Here is a 16835-nt window from a genome sequence, read left to right as displayed (position 1 = left end):
CCCGCATTCTGGCGCGCCTATCGTCAGGACCGGGATGCAGCAGCCGCGTTTTGCCTGTCGCGGCCTGAAAACACGGACAAAGGATCTGCCATGCGCCTTACCACACTGAGTTCCACCCTGCTTGCCCTCGGCTTGCTGAGCCAGGCTCCCGCGAGCCTCGCCAACAACCTGGTGTTCTGCTCCGAAGGCAGCCCGGCAGGTTTCGACACCGCCCAGTACACCGCGGCCACCGACAACGACGCCGCCGAACCGATCTATAACCGCCTGGTCGAGTTCGAGCGCGGCGGCACTGCCGTGCAGCCGGGCCTGGCCACCGACTGGCAGGTGTCCGAGGACGGCCTGAAGTACACCTTCCACCTGCGACCCGCTGTGAAGTTCCATGGCAACAAGGACTTCAAGCCCAGCCGCGACTTCAACGCCGACGACGTGCTGTTCACCTTCAACCGCATGCTCGACAAGGATCACCCCTTCCGCAAGGCCTATCCCACCGAGTTCCCGTACTTCATCAGCATGGGGCTGGACAAGAACATCGCCAAGGTCGAGAAGACCGACCCGCTGACCGTGGTCTTCACCCTCAACCAGGTCGACGCCGCGTTCCTGCAGAACATCGCCATGGCCTTCGCCTCGATCCTCTCCGCCGAGTACGCCGACCACCTGCTGGCCAGCGGCAAGGCCAGCGATATCAACCAGAAGCCGATCGGCACCGGTCCGTTCGTGTTCCAGCGCTACCAGAAGGATTCGCAGATCCGCTTCAAGGGCAACAAGGAATACTGGGCGCCGGACCGGGTGAAGATCGACAACCTGGTGTTCTCGATCAACGTCGACCCCTCGGTGCGCATCCAGAAGCTGCGCCGCAACGAATGCCAGATCACCCTGCACCCGCGCCCGGCCGACCTGCCCGCGCTCAAGGCAGACGGCAAGCTGCAGGTGATGACACAACCCGGTTTCAACCTTGGCTACATCGCCTACAACACCCAGCACCCACCCTTCGACCGGCTTGAGGTGCGCCAGGCCATGGACATGGCAGTGAACAAGCAGGCAATCATCCAGGCGGTCTACCAGGATGCCGGCCAGACCGCCGTCAACGCCATGCCGCCGACCCAATGGTCCTACGACAAATCGATCAAGGACGCCCCGTTCGACCCGGAAAAGGCCAAGCAACTGCTGAAGCAGGCCGGGGTCAAGGAAGGTACCGAGATCACCCTGTGGGCCATGCCGGTACAACGCCCCTACAACCCCAACGCCAAGCTCATGGCCGAAATGCTCCAGTCCGACTGGAGCAAGCTCGGCTTCAAGGTGCGCATCGTCAGCTACGAATGGGGTGAATACCTCAAGCGCATGAAGAACGGCGAGCATGACATCGCCCTGATCGGCTGGACCGGCGACAACGGTGATCCGGACAACTGGCTCGGCACCCTGTTCAGCTGCGACGCCATCGGCAGCAATAACTACTCCTTGTGGTGCGATTCGCAATACGACGCACTGGTGAAAAAAGCCAAGCAGGTCACCGACCGCGACCAGCGCACCAGCCTCTACGAACAAGCCCAGCAACGTCTCAAGCAACAGGTGCCGATTACCCCGGTTGCGCACTCCACGGTCAACCAGCCGCTGAGCATCAGCGTGAAAGACTTCAAGGTCAGCCCCTTCGGACGCAACGTTTTCTCCGGCGTCAGCATCGATTGACCCTGCAACGCCCGGCCGGGAATGCGACCCACTCCCGCGACGGCGTGCAGCCCGGATTTGCCTGGCAACCCCCAGGCAGACACTGCAGTACCGCGTCACCGTGACAAGCCCGGCCCACAAGGTCGGGTGATAACTAGAAAAATATCAGGGAGCTTTCATGTTGATTCGTACCACCACCACCGCACTGGCCTTGTCCGTCGGCGCCTTCTGCGCCCTCGCCCAGGCCGAACCCGCAAGCCAGGACTTCGTGCCGTTCGCGCTCAAGTCCAGCAGTGAACAGGCCGAGGCCAAAGGCTTCATCGATGGCCAGAGTCTGACCGGCAGCACCCGCAACTGGTATGCCCGCGAACGCGCCACCCGCGCGCCGCTGTGGAAATACACCAAGGGCGACGGCACCCGCCACGACACCCACAGCCGCGACAACTGGGTGCAGGGCACCATCCTCAACTACAGCTCGGGCTTCACCGAAGGTACCGTGGGCTTCGCCGTCGAGGCCGCGGCCTACAATGCCATCGCCCTCGAGCAGGGCCGCGCCGCCGTGGCCGGCCCGAACAACCGCACCCTGACCCACAGCGACGGCGACCCGATCGGCCAGTGGAGCAAGATGGGCCTGGGCAATGTCAAGGCGCGCATCTCCAACACCACGCTGACCGTCGGTCGTCAATCGGTCGACACGCCGATGATCGCCTACATCGGTAACCGTGCCTTGCCATCGAGCTTCCAGGGCGCGTTCCTGCACAGCGCCGAGTTCGAGAACCTGTCGTTCGACGTGGGTACCTTCGACCGCGTTTCGCCGCGTACCGAGCAGAGCCTGAGCAAGTTCCGCAGCGAATACGGCAACGGCAGGGAAACCGACCGCGCCAGCACCGTCGGCATCAACTACCAGCCGCTCAAGAGCCTGACCACCAGCCTCTACGCGACCAAGGTCGAGGACTTCTGGAACCAGTACTACTTCGGCGCCAACCACGTGCTGGGCGACAGCGCGGTGCTGAGCCTGACCACCGGTCTTAACTACTACAAGACCGTGGACGAAGGCAGCAAGAAGATGGGCGAGATCGACAACGACACCTACAGCCTGTCGTTCGGCCTGACCCACCAGGCCCACACCCTCACCGCCTCCTGGCAGCAGGTCAACGGTAACGAGTACTTCGACTACCTGCACGAGACCAACGGCATCTACCTGGCCAACTCCCTGCTGTCGGACTTCAACGGCCCGAACGAGAAATCCCTGCAGATCAGCTATGTGCTGAACATGGCGCCGTATGGCGTGCCGGGCCTGAAGTTCAACGTCTACAACGCCCGCGGCTGGGATATCGACGGTACCCACTACAAGGGCACCGCCTATGACGTGCGCGGCCAGGACGGCGAGAACCACTACGAGTGGGGCATCGGCACCAGCTACGCGGTGCAGAGCGGCATGCTGAAGGACACCACCATCCGCGCCACCTATACCGCCCACCGTGCCAGCAAGGCGCAGAGCGACGGCAGTCTCGACGAGTTCCGCGTCGTCACCACCATTCCGTTCAACATCCTCTGACCGTTGGCGCCACGGCCCGCCTCCCCACGGGCCGTGGCGGCTACGCTGGAACTAGCACTGCAGGGAGGTTCCATGAAATTGCTACCGCTACGTGCTGCCCTGGCAGCCGTCATCCTGGGCGCCGCATCGAATCTGGCGGCCAAGCCGCTGGTGGTGTGCACCGAAGCCAGCCCGGAAGGCTTCGACATCGTCCAGTACACCACCGCCGTCACCGCCGATGCCACGGCCGAGGCCATCTTCAACCGCCTGGTCGACTTCAAGCCCGGCACCACCGAGATCCAACCGGCCCTGGCCACCAGCTGGGACGTCAGCCCCGACGGCCTGGTCTACACCTTCCACCTGCGCGAAGGCGTCAAGTTCCACACCACCGACTACTTCAAGCCCACCCGCGACTTCAACGCCGATGACGTGCTGTGGAGCTTGAACCGTCAGTTGAAGAAAGACCATCCGTGGCACGACAAGACCAGCGTCGGCTATCCCTACTTCGAGAGCATGGCCTTCAAGGACCTGCTCAAGTCGGTCGAAAAGACCAACGATCACACCGTGGTGATCACCCTGACCCGCCCGGAAGCGCCTTTCCTGCGCGACCTGGCCATGGCCTTCACCTCGATCTACTCCGCCGAGTACGGCGACCAGTTGCTCAAGGCCGGCAAGACCGGCGACCTCAACAGCAAGCCGGTCGGCACCGGCCCGTTCGTGTTCCAGCGCTACAACAAGGACGCCAACGTCCGCTACAAGGCCAACCCGGACTACTTCCGTGGCAAGCCACCTGCCGATGCGCTGATCTTCGCCATCGCCACCGACAGCAACGTGCGCCTGCAGAAACTGCGCGCCAACGAATGCCAGATTGCCCTCTATCCCAAGCCTGACGACGTGCCGGGTATCAAGACCGACCCGAAACTCAAGGTCGCCGAGATCGAAGCATTGGTTACCGGCTACATCTCGATGAACACCCAGCACAAATACCTGAGCGATGTGCGCGTGCGCAAGGCAATCGACATGGCCTTCGACCGCCAGACCCACGTCGACCAGCTGTTCGGCAAGGGCAACGCCCTGGTTGGGGTCAACCCGTATCCACCGACCATGATCGGCTACAACACCGACAACAAGAACCCACCCCATGACCTCGACAAGGCCCGCGCCCTGCTCAAGGAAGCCGGCGTGCCGGAGGGCACGGTGATCACCTTGTTCACCCGCAACGGCGGTGGCCCGACCAACCCCAACCCGCGCCTGTCCGCCGAAATGCTGCAGTCGGATCTGGCCAAGATCGGCATCAAGCTCGACATCCGCGTGATGGAATGGGCCGAGATGCTGCGTCGCGCCAAGAAGGGCGAGGCCGACCTGGTGTCGGCGGGCTGGGCCGGCGACAACGGCGACCCGGACAACTTCCTCACGCCGATGCTCAGCTGTGACGCGGTGAAAAGCGGCGAGAACTATGCACGCTGGTGCAACCAGAAATTCCAGGACCTGATCACCCGCGCCCGCGAAGTGATCGACAACGACGAACGCGCCAGGCTCTATAACGAGGCCTTGGCGGTGTACGATGAAGACCAACCGTGGATCAGCATGGCCCACCCGAAGATGTTCACCGCCATGCGCGAGAACGTCGAAGGCTATGTGATCAACCCACTGACCAACAACAACTTCGCCACCACCCAGGTGAAGTAGAACAACAACAGCCGCCGGACCTTGTGCAAGAGGCCCCGGCGGCACGCCGTTTCCGGCTGATGAGGTACCCCTGACAATGTTGAGTTTTATTGCCCGACGCCTGGGTCTGCTGATTCCGACCTTCTTCGGTATCACCCTGCTGACCTTCGCGCTCATACGCCTGATCCCCGGCGACCCCGTCGAAGTGATGATGGGCGAACGCCGGGTGGACCCCGAAATGCATGCCCAGGCCATGGAGCGCCTGGGCCTGAACAAGCCACTGCCGGCCCAGTACCTGGACTATGTCGGCAAGCTCGCCCAGGGCGACCTGGGCGAATCCCTGCGCACCCGTGAAAGCGTATGGAACGAATTCCTCACCTTGTTCCCGGCAACCCTGGAGCTGGCCATGGCCGCCCTGCTGTTCGCCGGGGTCATCGGCCTGCTGGCCGGGGTGATCGCCGCGCTCAAGCGCGGCTCGCTGTTCGACCACGGGGTGATGGGCATCTCCCTGGCCGGCTACTCGATGCCGATCTTCTGGTGGGGCCTGATCCTGATCATGTTCTTCTCGGTGAGCCTGGGCTGGACGCCGGTCTCCGGGCGCATCGACCTGCTCTACGACATCGAGCCGAAAACCGGCTTCATGTTAATCGACACCCTGCTCAGCGACGAGGAAGGCGCGTTCAAGGATGCGCTGATGCACCTGATCCTGCCCGCCATCGTGCTGGGCACCATCCCGCTGGCGGTGATCGCCCGCATGACCCGTTCGTCGATGCTCGAAGTGCTGCGCGAGGACTACATCCGTACCGCCCGCGCCAAGGGCCTGTCGCCGTCGCGCGTGGTATTCATCCACGGCCTGCGCAACGCGCTGATCCCGGTACTCACTGTGTTCGGCCTGCAGGTCGGCACGCTGCTGGCCGGCGCCGTGCTCACCGAAACCATCTTCTCCTGGCCGGGCATCGGTAAATGGCTGATCGAAGCCATCGGTGCCCGTGACTACCCCGTGGTCCAGAACGGCATCCTGTTGATCGCCTGCCTGGTGATCCTGGTCAACTTCGTCGTGGACATCCTCTACGGCCTGGCCAACCCACGCATCCGTCATCAGCGCTGAGGACTACGCCATGACCAGCCCGATTCCAAAATCCGTCACCCCGCCCAGCGTGGTCGACCAAAGCTTGCTCTATCCCTCGCCATATAAAGAATTCTGGCAGGCCTTCTCGCGCAACAAAGGCGCGGTGGCCGGCCTGGCGTTCATGTGCCTGGTGGTGTTCTGCGCCCTGTTCGCCCCCTGGGTGGCGCCGCACAACCCCAGCGAGCAATACCGCGACTTCCTGCTCACGCCGCCAGTGTGGCTCGAAGGCGGTACCTGGCAATTCATCCTCGGCACTGATGAGCTGGGCCGCGATCTGCTCTCGCGGCTAATCCAGGGCGCTCGACTGTCGCTGCTGATCGGCCTGTCGTCGGTGGTGATGTCGCTGATCCCGGGTATCCTGCTGGGCCTGTTTGCCGGCTTCTTCCCGCAGATCCTCGGCCCCTCGATCATGCGTCTGATGGACGTGATGCTGGCCCTGCCCTCGCTGCTGCTGGCCGTGGCCATCGTCGCCATCCTCGGCCCAGGCCTGATCAACACCGTGATCGCCATCGCCATCGTCTCGCTGCCGTCCTACGTGCGCCTGACCCGCGCCGCGGTGATGGGCGAACTGAACCGTGACTACGTCACCGCCGCGCGCCTGGCCGGTGCCGGCCTGCCGCGACTGATGTTCGTCACCGTGCTGCCCAACTGCATGGCGCCGCTGATCGTGCAGGCTACCCTGAGCTTCTCCTCGGCGATCCTCGACGCCGCAGCCCTGGGCTTCCTCGGCCTCGGTGTGCAGCCGCCAACCCCCGAGTGGGGCACCATGCTGGCCTCAGCTCGCGACTACATCGAACGCGCCTGGTGGGTGGTTAGCCTGCCCGGCCTGACCATTTTGCTCAGTGTGCTGGCAATCAACCTGATGGGCGACGGCCTGCGCGACGCGCTGGACCCGAAACTCAAGAACGCCGCCTGAGGAGATCGCCATGTCACTGTTGCAGATCAACAACCTGAACGTGCGCTTCGGCGACGCCAATGCCGTGCCTGTGGTGGACGGCCTCGACCTGAGCGTGGATGCCGGCGAGATCCTCGCCATCGTCGGCGAATCTGGCTCGGGCAAGTCGGTGACCATGATGGCGCTGATGGGGCTGATCGAAGCCCCCGGGCGCATCACCGCGGACGTGCTCGACTTCGCCGGCACCAATATGCTCAAGCTCAGCGGCCGCCAGCGCCGCAAGGTGGTGGGCAAGGACATCGCGATGGTCTTCCAGGACCCGATGACCGCGCTCAACCCCAGCTACACCGTGGGCTACCAGATCGAGGAAGTGCTGCGCCAGCACCTCGGCCTCAAGGGCAAGGCTGCGCGCCAGCGCGCCCTGGAACTGCTGAAGAAGGTCGAGATCCCGGCTGCCGAAAGCCGCCTCGACGCCTACCCGCACCAACTGTCCGGCGGCATGAGCCAGCGCGTGGCCATCGCCATGGCCATCGCCGGCGAGCCGAAACTGCTGATCGCCGATGAACCCACGACCGCGCTGGATGTAACCATCCAGGCGCAGATCATGGAGCTGCTGGTCAACCTGCAGAAAGAGCGCAACATGGCGCTCATTCTGATCACCCACGACCTGGCCGTGGTCGCCGAAACCGCCAAGCGCGTGTGTGTGATGTACGCAGGGCAAGCAGTCGAAGTAGGCCAGGTGCCCGAGCTGTTCGACGTACCCGCCCACCCTTACAGCGAAGCGCTGCTGGCGGCCATTCCCGAGCACAGCATCGGCGCCGAACGCCTGGCCACCCTGCCTGGCATCGTCCCCGGCCGCTATGACCGCCCACAAGGCTGCCTGCTGTCGCCGCGCTGCCCCTATGTGCAGGAAAACTGCCGCCGGCAGCGCCCGCCCCTCGATCCCCAGGCCCACAGCCTGGTGCGTTGCTTCTATCCGCTGAACCAGGAGGTGGCGTGATGGCCGTCGTACTTTCCGCTCGTGAGCTGACCCGCCACTACGAAGTATCCCGCGGCCTGTTCAAGGGCCAAGCGCTGGTGCGAGCGCTCAATGGCGTGTCGTTCGAACTGGAGGCCGGCAAGACCCTGGCCGTGGTCGGTGAATCCGGTTGCGGCAAGTCGACCTTGGCGCGGGCCCTGACCCTGATCGAGGAGCCTTCCTCCGGTTCGCTGCAGATCGCCGGCCAGGAGGTAAAGGGCGCCAGCAAGGACCAGCGCAAACAGCTGCGCCGTGACGTGCAGATGGTGTTCCAGAGCCCGTATGCCTCGCTCAACCCACGGCAGAAGATCGGCGACCAGCTGGCCGAACCGCTGCTGATCAATACCTCGCTGAGCAAGGCGGAACGCCGCGAGAAAGTGCAGAAGATGATGGAGCAGGTGGGCCTGCGCCCCGAGCACTACCAGCGTTATCCGCACATGTTCTCTGGCGGTCAACGCCAGCGCATCGCCCTGGCCCGGGCGATGATGCTGCAACCCAAGGTACTGGTGGCCGACGAGCCGACCTCGGCGCTGGACGTGTCAATCCAGGCCCAGGTGTTGAACCTGTTCATGGACCTGCAAAAGGAGTTCAACACCGCCTACGTATTCATCTCCCACAACCTGGCGGTGGTGCGCCATGTGGCGGACCAGGTGCTGGTCATGTACCTCGGTCGGCCAGCGGAGATGGGGCCCAAGCAGGACATCTACGACAAGCCGCTGCACCCATATACACAGGCGCTGTTGTCTGCGACCCCGGCGATCCATCCAGATCCGCTGAAACCGAAGATCCGCATTGCCGGTGAGCTGCCCAATCCGTTGAACCCGCCGGATGGCTGTGCCTTCCACAAACGTTGCCCGTATGCCACCGAACGATGCGCCAAGGAAGTCCCAGCGTTGCGCAAAGTGAGCACGCGGCAGGTGGCCTGCCACTACGCCGAGCAGTTCCTGTAGCGTTATGCGCCAATGAAAACGCCGCCCTTCGGGGGCGGCGTTTTCATTTCTCAGTGCATGAACAGTGCAATCAGGATGATCACCGGAATAGGTACCCCGAGCATCCACAGCAATAATGAGCGCATGATGTTTCTCCTTGTTCCTGTGCGGGTTATCGAATCGGTGCGGAGGCGTGGCGCAAGTTGTAGTCTGCTTGACTGGCTTCGAGCCACTGAACCCGATCACGCTGCCGGCCACCGAAGAGTGCCGCCAGGCTGGCGAAGAAGGCGCCGCAAAGCAGGGCGACGAAGGTCCACAACGCGGTCCAGGCCGCAGCCTTTGTCGCAGCATCCGCAGCTTGCTTGGCTTCGACCTTGGCTTGCTGCAGTTGCGCATAGACCTGATCAACGCGTGCTTCGGCCTCGGGCTGGGTCAGGCGAGTGCGCTGGGCCACCACCTGGGCCAGGTAGGTCCGGTCCTCCGGCGCAAGCGTGCCGCCCTGAGCCAGCGAGCGGGTCAGAATACGCGCTGCCACACCATTTGCAGCGTCGTCACTGACCGCCACCGGGCCTTGAGCACGGAACAGGCTATCGACGAAGTAGCCCATCGGGTCCTTGCCCTGGCTGTCGCTGCCAGCCACGCCCGCAGCGGCAGTTGTAGCCGCTCCGGACACAGCGGTGGCGCCGGCGCCCAGCAAGTTGCCAGCAGTACCGAGCACCAGCATGGCCGCCACGAGCGTGGCAACCGCCCACGCCAGGAAGCCATGTGCAGTGTCCCGAAAATACACTTCATCACCGTGCAGGTTGGCCCATTTCATCCGCAGGCGACCGGCGATGTAACCACCTAGGCCCGAGGCCAGTATCTGTGTGATCAGTAGCCAGATGATGGTGGAAATCCCAAGCGCCTTGGCGCTGGCGCCTTCGTCGGCCCAAGGCGAGGTAGCGGCCAGGCCCAATCCTGTTCCCAGTACCAACAGGATCAGGGACAAGGCCGCCGCTGCTGCTGCGCCAGCGAATATCGCGGCCCAGGAAACACCGGAGCGATTGGGGTCGTTGGTGGGGTAGTCGGCAGGTGTGATCATGATTCGACGCCTTTATCTGAGGGGGAGGTCCTTTCTCGGGTAAGGCAGTGCAGGGGCTGTGCCACTTTGTGTCAAAACATGACTTCTTTATAAATCAGGCGGTTGGCTTGTAGGCAACATCTGAACATCATGCAAAATGCCAGATCGGGTCGGAAACGGCAGGGCCTTCTGCAACCCTGGCTGCGACCTGTGCACACGGGCTGGTTCTTGTCAGACCGGGACGCGGCGAGGCACCATCCACGGCATGTCTATCACCACCGTCCCCGACGGCCCTGGGCAGACCCCGCTCACCGCCGCCACCGTCATGCGCTACCACCTGTGCTGGAAGCATCGCGACCTGGACGGGGTGATGGCCCTGTACCACCCGGATATCCAGTACCACGACTTCTTCCAGAACCGCGTGCTCGGTTTCAGCCAGCTGCGCGACTACGTGCGCGCCAGCCTGCCCCACGAGGCCGGGGAGGACATCGTCCACAGCGACCGCATCCGCGTCGATGGCTGCACCGCGTTCATCCAGTACCAGGTCACCGTACAAGGCGGCGACGGCCTGGTGGCGTTCCAGTCCAGCGAGGCGATCACGGTCAGGGACGGGCTGATCTGGCAGGTCAACGAATACGCCACGCTGGTGCGCGGCGATGCCAAGGGCAGGCCCGCCGGTGGTCCGCGCCCGGCCACCAGCCGGCTTGGCCTGTCGCCACGCCAGCTGTCGACCATGGCCCAGGACCTGGAGCACTACTTCCAGGCCCAACGCCCCTACCTTGACCCTGAACTGGACCTGCAGCAGGTCGCCGACGAAAGCGGCTACAGCCGCAACCAGATTTCCTACCTGCTCAACCAGGTGCTTGGCCAGAGCTTCTACCGCTACGTCAACCAGGCCCGCCTGCAGCACCTGCTGAGCCGGTTGGACAATAGCTGCGCTACGGCGCCCGTCGATGACCTGGCGTTCAACGCCGGTTTCAATTCGCTGTCGGCGTTCTACAAGTGCTTTCGCGAACACACCGGCCTGTCGCCCAAGGCCTACCTCAAGCAAATTTCCCTGCGTGCACGCACGTAAGACAGCCCTCACCGCGCTTCACTAGGATCGTCCACATACCTTGAACGGATGTGGAGGCCGACCCGATGCAACCCCTGCGCACGATCAGCCTGTGGATGGACCAGCTCGACGAGCCGTTGTGCGCGCGCCCGGCCCTGCGCCAGGACCTGGATCTCGACGTGTGCATCATCGGCGCCGGCTACACCGGCCTGTGGACGGCCTACTACCTCAAGCGCCAGGCGCCGCAGTTGAACATCGCGGTGATCGAGGCCAACATCGCCGGCTTCGGCGCCTCCGGACGCAATGGCGGCTGGTTGATGGGCAACCTGCTGGGCGAGGACCGCCTGCTGGCCACGCTCTCGCCGCAGCAACGGCGTGAAAGCATCGACCTGCTGCACGGCATCCCCGACGAAGTCCACGACGTGCTGCTGCGCGAAGGCATCGCCTGCGACTACCGCAAAGGCGGCGTGCTCTACTGCGCCGCCCGCTACCCGGAACAGGAACGCAACCTGCGCGCCTGGCTCGACGACCTCTACCGCCAGGGCATGAATGAAGACGACTACCGCTGGCTGCGTCCGGAACAGCTGGATGCCCAGCTGAAGGTAAGCAACCCCTACGGCGCCCTCTACAGCCCGCACGTCGCCACCATTCAACCGGCCAGGCTGGTGCGTGGCCTGGCACGGACGGTCGAGGCCATGGGCGTGCCGATCTACGAGAACACCCCAGCCATAGACTGGCAGACCGGCGAAGTGCGCACCCCGTTGGCACGCATCCGCAGCCACTGGGTGGTGCCGGCCGTGGAAGGCTACGCCGCCAGCCTGCCACCGCTCGGGCGGCACCAGCTGCCGGTACAGAGCCTGCTGGTGGCCACCGAGCCGCTGCCGGAGTCGACCTGGGAGCAGATCGGCCTGGGCCAGGGCCAGGCCTTCAGCGAAAACAGCCGCCAGGTCACCTATGGCCAGCGCAGCGCCGACAACCGCCTGGTGTTCGGTGCCCGCGGCGGCTATCGCTTCGGAGGCCGTCTGCGCGAGGATTTCACCCTGACCACCGACGAGGTGGAGCTGCGCCGCTACCTGTTCGGCGAACTGTTCCCACAGCTCAAGCACGTACGCATCACCCACTCCTGGGGCGGCAACCTCGGCATGGCCCGGCGTTTCCGCCCCCACATGCTCTGCGACCGCCAGCGCGGCATCGCCCTGGCCGGCGGTTATGGCGGCGAGGGTGTCGGCGCCACCAACCTCGGTGGACGCACCCTGGCCGCGCTGATCCTCGGTCAGCACAACGAACTGACCGCGCAGCCCTGGGTGCACGACAACCGCCCGCTGTCGAGCCTGGCCAGCTGGCCACCCGAGCCGTGCCGCTGGCTGGGCTACAACGCGATCATCCAGAGTTTCGTCCACGAGGACCGGACCCTCGCCAACCCCGCCAGCGCGCCCTGGCGGCGACGCCTGGCCAGTGGGCTGGCCGACTTCATGGAAGGCTTCATGCACTGACTTCCCCTCACCACCACACAGGATCCACTGGTCATGAGCATCACCCAGTTCAAGCACACCGACAGCGCCATCCTGGACAGCAGCACCCCGGTCGCCATGCCCCTCGGCGAGCCGGTCGCAGTGACTTCGGTCACCTGCGTCGAACGCAACGACGGCGTCGAGACCGGTATCTGGGAATGCACCCCGGGGCGCTGGCGGCGGCAGATCATGCAGCAGGAGTTCTGCCATTTCATCAAGGGCCGCTGCACCTTCACCCCCGACGGTGGCGAGCCCCTGGTCATAGAAGCCGGAGACGCACTGATGCTACCGGCCAACAGCCTCGGCACCTGGGATATCCAGGAGACCGTGCGCAAGACCTACGTCCTCATTTTCTGATCCGCTGATCGCCTGCCTTCGATAACAACAGACAAAGCAAGGTAACCCCGACATGCGCACTCTCCTTCTCGCTCCCCTGATGCTGGCCGCCAGCGTGGCCAGTGCCGCCGACTCGGTGAAGATCTATAACTGGTCGAGCTATATCGCCCCGGACACCCTGAAGCACTTCCAGCAAACCACCGGCATCAATCCCACCTACGACGTGTTCGACAGCAACGAGACCCTCGACGGCAAGCTGATGACCGGCAACTCCGGCTACGACGTGGTATTCCCCTCCAACCACTTCATGGCCCGGCAGATCCAGGGCAAGGCCCTGAAGCAGCTGGACAAGTCGCAACTGCCCAACTGGAAGAACCTCAACCCGGTGCTGCTCAAGGCCCTGGAGGTCAACGACCCGGGCAACCAGTACGGCTTCCCGTACCTGTGGGGCAGCACCGGCATTGGCTACAACATCGACAAGGTCAAAGCGGTGCTCGGCGACAATGCGCCCATCGATTCGTGGGACCTGTTCTTCAAGCCCGAATACCTCGCCAAGCTAAAGAGCTGCGGCGTGGCGGTGCTGGACAACGGCCCCGAGCTGCTGCCGATCGCCCTGCACTACCTGGGCCTGCCCCACCACAGCCAGAACCCGGCGGACTACGACAAGGCCAAGGCGTTGCTGATGCAGGTGCGCCCGTATATCAGCTACTTCCATTCCTCGAAGTACACCGGCGACCTGGCCAATGGCGACGTGTGCCTGGTGGTGGGTTTCTCAGGCGACGTGCTGCAGGCGAAGAACCGTGCCGAGGAGGCCAAGAACGGGGTGAAGGTGGGCTACTCGATCCCGAAGGAAGGCGCGCCGATGTGGTTCGACATGGTGGCCATGCCGGCCGATGCACCTGACGAGAAGGCCGGGTATGCGTACATGAACTACCTGTTGCAGCCGGAAGTGATGGCCAACATCAGCAACTTCGTGCAGTACGCCAATGGCAACCAGCAGGCGGATGCGCTGGTGGACCCGGCGCTGAAGGGCAACACGATGATCTACCCGAGTGACGACGTGATGGGCAAGTTGTATGCGCTGGAAGCAATGCCGGCGAAGATCGACCGCATCAGGACGCGGATCTGGACCAGCATAAAAGCCGGCAACTGACATACGTCAGTTACAAGCTTGAAGCTGCAAGCGACAAGAAAAAGGCGGGCCTTTCCGGGCCCGCCTCTTCTTGACGCTCGCAGCTTGAAGCTTGCAGCTGCTCTTAGTGGTGCTCGCGAGTCGCGCGGAATTTCACATCCGGCCAGCGCTCTTCCATCAGCGCCAGGTTGACCCGGGTCGGGGCCAGGTAGGTCAGGTGACCACCGCCGTCGATGGCCAGGTTCTCCACCGCCTTGTTCTGGAATTCCTCGAGCTTCTTCTTGTCGTCGCAGCTGATCCAGCGCGCCGACCAGACGGTGATCGGCTCATAGGCGCACTCGACCTTGTACTCTTCCTTCAGGCGGCTGGCGACCACGTCGAACTGCAGCACACCGACCGCGCCGAGGATGATGTCGTTGCTGCGCTCGGGGAAGAACACCTGTGTCGCGCCCTCTTCGGCCAGCTGCTGCAGGCCCTGGCGCAGCTGCTTGGATTTCAGCGGGTCCTTCAGGCGCACGCGGCGGAACAGCTCAGGGGCGAAGTGCGGGATGCCGGTGAAGCCCAGCGCCTCGCCTTCGGTGAAGGTGTCGCCGATCTGGATGGTGCCGTGGTTGTGCAGGCCGATGATGTCGCCGGCATAGGCCTCTTCCAGCTGCTCGCGCTCGGAGGAGAAGAAGGTCAGGGCATCGCCGATGCGCACGTCCTTGCCAGTACGCACGTGGCGCATCTTCATGCCCTTCTCGTACTTGCCCGAGCAGATGCGCATGAAGGCGATACGGTCACGGTGTTTCGGGTCCATGTTCGCCTGGATCTTGAACACGAAGCCGGTGAATTTCTCTTCCACCGGTTCCACGGTGCGCTCGTGGGCGACACGGGCCAGTGGGCGCGGCGCCCAGTCGACAACCGCGTCGAGCACATGGTCGACACCGAAGTTGCCCAATGCGGTCCCGAAAAACACCGGGGTCAGCTGGCCGTTGATGAACGCGTCCTGGTCGAACTCGTGGCAGGCGCCCTGCACCAGCTCGAGTTGTTCGAGGAAGCGGTCGTACTCGTCACCCAGGTGAGCGCGGGCTTCATCGGAGTCGAGCTTCTCGATGATCTTCGCCTCGGTGCGCTCGTGGCCATGCCCCGGGGTGTAGACGATGATGTAGTCGCCGGCCAGGTGATACACGCCCTTGAAGTCGCGGTAGCAACCGATCGGCCAGGTGATCGGCGCGGCCTTGATCTTCAGCACCGCCTCGATTTCGTCGAGCAGTTCGATCGGGTCGCGGATGTCACGGTCGAGTTTGTTGATGAAGCTGACGATCGGCGTGTCGCGCAGGCGGCACACATCCATCAGGGCAATAGTGCGCGGCTCGACGCCTTTACCGCCGTCGAGCACCATCAGCGCCGAGTCCACCGCGGTCAGGGTGCGGTAGGTGTCTTCCGAGAAGTCTTCGTGGCCGGGGGTGTCGAGCAGGTTGATCATGTGCTCGCGGTAGGGGAACTGCATCACCGAGGTGGTGATGGAGATGCCGCGCTGTTTCTCCATTTCCATCCAGTCGGAGGTGGCGTGGCGGTCGGACTTGCGCGACTTCACGGTACCGGCGACGGCAATGGCCTTGCCCATCAGCAGGAGCTTCTCGGTGATGGTGGTCTTACCGGCGTCGGGGTGGGAAATGATTGCGAAAGTGCGGCGCTTCGCGACTTCGGCGGCCTGGTTGGTCATGGGAAATCGCCTGACTGGGGATTCAAAAAGGGGCGATATCATACCTGAAGTCGGGGCGCGGGCCAAAACCGAAGATACGAAAGGCGGCCCGAACATGGCATTCGAGGAATCACGACAGCCACGCATACATCGCCTAGCCCAGGGCCATCCAACGTCGCGTCGGCAAACGCCTCGATAGCAGGTACTTCAACGCCTCCACGTAATATCCGCGCTTTTTTTTCGCGTAAAAATTCCTAGAGCCCAGTGATTAACACTGGCCAAATGCCGCCCCAGATGGGAACCTTTACGCTCACGGAGACGTCCACTCCCCTGCAAGCCGCTTCGCTTCAGGGCTGGTTTCACCTGCTTCACGAGCCCGACGGGGTTCGGCTCATGGCCTGATGCCGCGCATCGGCTGCTACTCGCGAGCACACCACCCGCCGCCAGGAATGGCCGGCCGCACGGGGGTGTGATCGCCGACTATAAAAAAGGAGTCCGCCTGTGGCTGCACGCTACGGAAAAGGGCTGTTGGGATGGGCCGCCGTGCTCGTCATCCTGGCCCTGCTGGTCCACTGGATCGGCATCGACACGATCGCCCGCTACCGCGACGATCTTGGGTTCTACCTGCAAGCGCACCTGATCCTGGTGCTGGCTTCGATGGCGGCGGCGCTGGCCGTGGGCATCCCCGCCGGCATTGCCTTGAGTCGACCGCATCGGGTCGACAAGGCCGAGCGCTTCATGCAGCTGTTCAACGTTGGCAACACCATTCCTCCCCTGGCCGTCCTGGCCATTGCCCTGAGTATCCTGGGCATCGGCGCAGGTCCTGCGATCTTCGCACTGTTCCTCGCCTCCCTCCTGCCCATCGTGCGCAACACCTACGAGGGCCTGAAAAACGTCCCCGCCTCGCTCAAGGAAGCCGCCACCGGCATCGGCATGACCGCGCGCCAGCAGTTGTGGCAGGTCGAGCTGCCCAACGCCGTGCCGATCATCGTCGGCGGCGTGCGCGTGGCCCTGGCCTTGAACGTGGGCACCGCGCCGCTGGCGTTCCTGATCGGCGCCAACAGCCTGGGCAGCCTGATCTTCCCCGGCATCGCCCTGAACAACCAACCGCAGCTGCTGCTCGGCGCCGCCTGCACGGCGTTGCTGGCCCTGGCGCTCGATGCGTTGGTGAGTTTCTCCAGCAAGCGCTGGCTGGAACGTGGCCTGGCCCAATAACA

The 16835-nt window shown here is 63.8% G+C and carries 14 protein-coding genes; 12 read left to right on the top strand and 2 right to left on the bottom strand.

Annotated elements, in window-relative coordinates:
- Positions 1-90 precede the first annotated feature (90 nt).
- The 7 genes from C3F42_RS22745 (at position 91) to C3F42_RS22715 (ending at position 8859) form a co-directional block, all read left to right on the top strand.
- Positions 91-1683, top strand: coding sequence for an ABC transporter substrate-binding protein (locus C3F42_RS22745; RefSeq protein WP_023630504.1), 1593 nt, complete (start codon positions 91-93; stop codon positions 1681-1683).
- A gap of 157 nt (positions 1684-1840) precedes the next feature.
- A complete protein-coding gene (locus C3F42_RS22740) occupies positions 1841-3220 on the top strand; it encodes an OprD family porin (RefSeq protein WP_371041586.1) in 1380 nt (459 codons plus the stop codon).
- Between the two features lie 72 nt (positions 3221-3292).
- Positions 3293-4888, top strand: a complete 1596-nt coding sequence (locus tag C3F42_RS22735; protein ID WP_104444943.1) for an ABC transporter substrate-binding protein — start codon at positions 3293-3295, stop codon at positions 4886-4888.
- A 76-nt stretch (positions 4889-4964) separates the two neighbouring features.
- Positions 4965-5975: an ABC transporter permease subunit gene (locus tag C3F42_RS22730; protein WP_023630501.1), complete on the top strand. Its 1011-nt coding sequence runs from the start codon at positions 4965-4967 to the stop codon at positions 5973-5975.
- Between the two features lie 10 nt (positions 5976-5985).
- Positions 5986-6912, top strand: coding sequence for an ABC transporter permease subunit (locus C3F42_RS22725; RefSeq protein ID WP_038706756.1), 927 nt, complete (start codon positions 5986-5988; stop codon positions 6910-6912).
- A 10-nt stretch (positions 6913-6922) separates the two neighbouring features.
- Positions 6923-7891, top strand: a complete 969-nt coding sequence (locus C3F42_RS22720; RefSeq protein ID WP_023632049.1) for an ABC transporter ATP-binding protein — start codon at positions 6923-6925, stop codon at positions 7889-7891.
- The gene (locus C3F42_RS22715; protein ID WP_104444942.1) at positions 7891-8859 is read left to right on the top strand and encodes a peptide ABC transporter ATP-binding protein; all 969 of its coding nucleotides are present in this window, start codon (positions 7891-7893) and stop codon (positions 8857-8859) included. The genes C3F42_RS22720 and C3F42_RS22715 overlap by 1 nt, the downstream gene beginning before the upstream one ends.
- Positions 8860-9010: 151 nt before the next feature.
- Here C3F42_RS22715 and C3F42_RS22710 read toward each other — a convergent pair whose 3' ends face one another.
- Entirely contained in the window at positions 9011-9919 is a 909-nt protein-coding gene (locus C3F42_RS22710) for a hypothetical protein (protein ID WP_094011711.1), read from the bottom strand.
- A gap of 244 nt (positions 9920-10163) precedes the next feature.
- On the opposite strand from C3F42_RS22710, the gene C3F42_RS22705 reads away from it, so the two are divergent.
- The 4 genes from C3F42_RS22705 to C3F42_RS22690 all read left to right on the top strand — a co-directional run bounded on the left by C3F42_RS22705 (position 10164) and on the right by C3F42_RS22690 (position 13952).
- Positions 10164-10973, top strand: coding sequence for an AraC family transcriptional regulator (locus C3F42_RS22705; RefSeq protein ID WP_104444941.1), 810 nt, complete (start codon positions 10164-10166; stop codon positions 10971-10973).
- A 65-nt stretch (positions 10974-11038) separates the two neighbouring features.
- Entirely contained in the window at positions 11039-12445 is a 1407-nt protein-coding gene (locus C3F42_RS22700; protein WP_104444940.1) for an FAD-binding oxidoreductase, read from the top strand.
- Between the two features lie 33 nt (positions 12446-12478).
- Complete coding sequence (locus C3F42_RS22695; protein WP_104444939.1) at positions 12479-12820, top strand: cupin domain-containing protein; 342 nt, start codon at positions 12479-12481, stop codon at positions 12818-12820.
- A gap of 52 nt (positions 12821-12872) precedes the next feature.
- Positions 12873-13952, top strand: a complete 1080-nt coding sequence (locus C3F42_RS22690; protein WP_023629782.1) for a polyamine ABC transporter substrate-binding protein — start codon at positions 12873-12875, stop codon at positions 13950-13952.
- A 103-nt stretch (positions 13953-14055) separates the two neighbouring features.
- On the opposite strand, the gene C3F42_RS22685 is transcribed toward C3F42_RS22690, so the two are convergent.
- A complete protein-coding gene (locus C3F42_RS22685) occupies positions 14056-15639 on the bottom strand; it encodes a peptide chain release factor 3 (protein ID WP_023629783.1) in 1584 nt (527 codons plus the stop codon).
- A 480-nt stretch (positions 15640-16119) separates the two neighbouring features.
- Between C3F42_RS22685 and C3F42_RS22680 the strand changes: the two genes are divergently transcribed.
- The gene (locus C3F42_RS22680) at positions 16120-16833 is read left to right on the top strand and encodes an ABC transporter permease (protein ID WP_038706760.1); all 714 of its coding nucleotides are present in this window, start codon (positions 16120-16122) and stop codon (positions 16831-16833) included.
- Positions 16834-16835 lie beyond the last annotated feature (2 nt).

Source organism: Pseudomonas sp. PONIH3 (assembly GCF_002934345.1).
Lineage (GTDB): Bacteria > Pseudomonadota > Gammaproteobacteria > Pseudomonadales > Pseudomonadaceae > Aquipseudomonas > Aquipseudomonas soli.
This window is presented reverse-complemented; position numbering and strand designations above follow the sequence as displayed.

Bases quoted from the DNA above. Each gene is read 5' to 3' on its own strand.
- C3F42_RS22745 (WP_023630504.1), top strand. From the start codon at position 91: ATGCGCCTTACCACACTGAGTTCCACCCTGCTTGCCCTCGGCTTGCTG.
- C3F42_RS22740 (WP_371041586.1), top strand. From the start codon at position 1,841: ATGTTGATTCGTACCACCACCACCGCACTGGCCTTGTCCGTCGGCGCC.
- C3F42_RS22735 (WP_104444943.1), top strand. From the start codon at position 3,293: ATGAAATTGCTACCGCTACGTGCTGCCCTGGCAGCCGTCATCCTGGGC.
- C3F42_RS22730 (WP_023630501.1), top strand. From the start codon at position 4,965: ATGTTGAGTTTTATTGCCCGACGCCTGGGTCTGCTGATTCCGACCTTC.
- C3F42_RS22725 (WP_038706756.1), top strand. From the start codon at position 5,986: ATGACCAGCCCGATTCCAAAATCCGTCACCCCGCCCAGCGTGGTCGAC.
- C3F42_RS22720 (WP_023632049.1), top strand. From the start codon at position 6,923: ATGTCACTGTTGCAGATCAACAACCTGAACGTGCGCTTCGGCGACGCC.
- C3F42_RS22715 (WP_104444942.1), top strand. From the start codon at position 7,891: ATGGCCGTCGTACTTTCCGCTCGTGAGCTGACCCGCCACTACGAAGTA.
- C3F42_RS22710 (WP_094011711.1), bottom strand. From the start codon at position 9,919: ATGATCACACCTGCCGACTACCCCACCAACGACCCCAATCGCTCCGGT.
- C3F42_RS22705 (WP_104444941.1), top strand. From the start codon at position 10,164: ATGTCTATCACCACCGTCCCCGACGGCCCTGGGCAGACCCCGCTCACC.
- C3F42_RS22700 (WP_104444940.1), top strand. From the start codon at position 11,039: ATGCAACCCCTGCGCACGATCAGCCTGTGGATGGACCAGCTCGACGAG.
- C3F42_RS22695 (WP_104444939.1), top strand. From the start codon at position 12,479: ATGAGCATCACCCAGTTCAAGCACACCGACAGCGCCATCCTGGACAGC.
- C3F42_RS22690 (WP_023629782.1), top strand. From the start codon at position 12,873: ATGCGCACTCTCCTTCTCGCTCCCCTGATGCTGGCCGCCAGCGTGGCC.
- C3F42_RS22685 (WP_023629783.1), bottom strand. From the start codon at position 15,639: ATGACCAACCAGGCCGCCGAAGTCGCGAAGCGCCGCACTTTCGCAATC.